Source organism: Streptomyces katrae, from assembly GCF_000966975.1.
Lineage (GTDB): Bacteria > Actinomycetota > Actinomycetes > Streptomycetales > Streptomycetaceae > Streptomyces > Streptomyces katrae.
In genome coordinates this window covers 1-256 of record NZ_JZWV01001128.1, presented here as the reverse complement: position 1 = coordinate 256, position 256 = coordinate 1, and the positions used below count along the sequence as shown (strand labels likewise).

Here is a 256-nt window from a genome sequence, read left to right as displayed (position 1 = left end):
CCGAGGAGTACGTCGAGGGGGCGCTGGAGCCGGGCATGGTGCTCACGGTGGAGCCGGGCCTGTACTTCCAGCCGGACGACCTCACGGTGCCCGAGGAGTGGCGTGGCATCGGCGTGCGGATCGAGGACGACCTGCTGGTGACCGCCGACGGCCACGAGAACCTGTCCGCGGGCCTGCCGCGCTCGGCGGACGAGGTCGAGGCGTGGATGGCCCGCGTGGCGGGCTGACTCGCGGGGGGGGCGGCACGGGGGCCGGG

At 75.4% G+C, this 256-nt stretch carries 1 protein-coding gene; it reads left to right on the top strand.

Going from position 1 to position 256, the window contains the following annotated elements; all coding sequences use genetic code 11:
• A partial coding sequence (locus tag VR44_RS33595) for a M24 family metallopeptidase (protein ID WP_045951425.1) occupies window positions 1-227 on the top strand: 227 nt, incomplete at its 5' end.
• Between the last annotated feature and the right edge of the window lie 29 nt (window positions 228-256).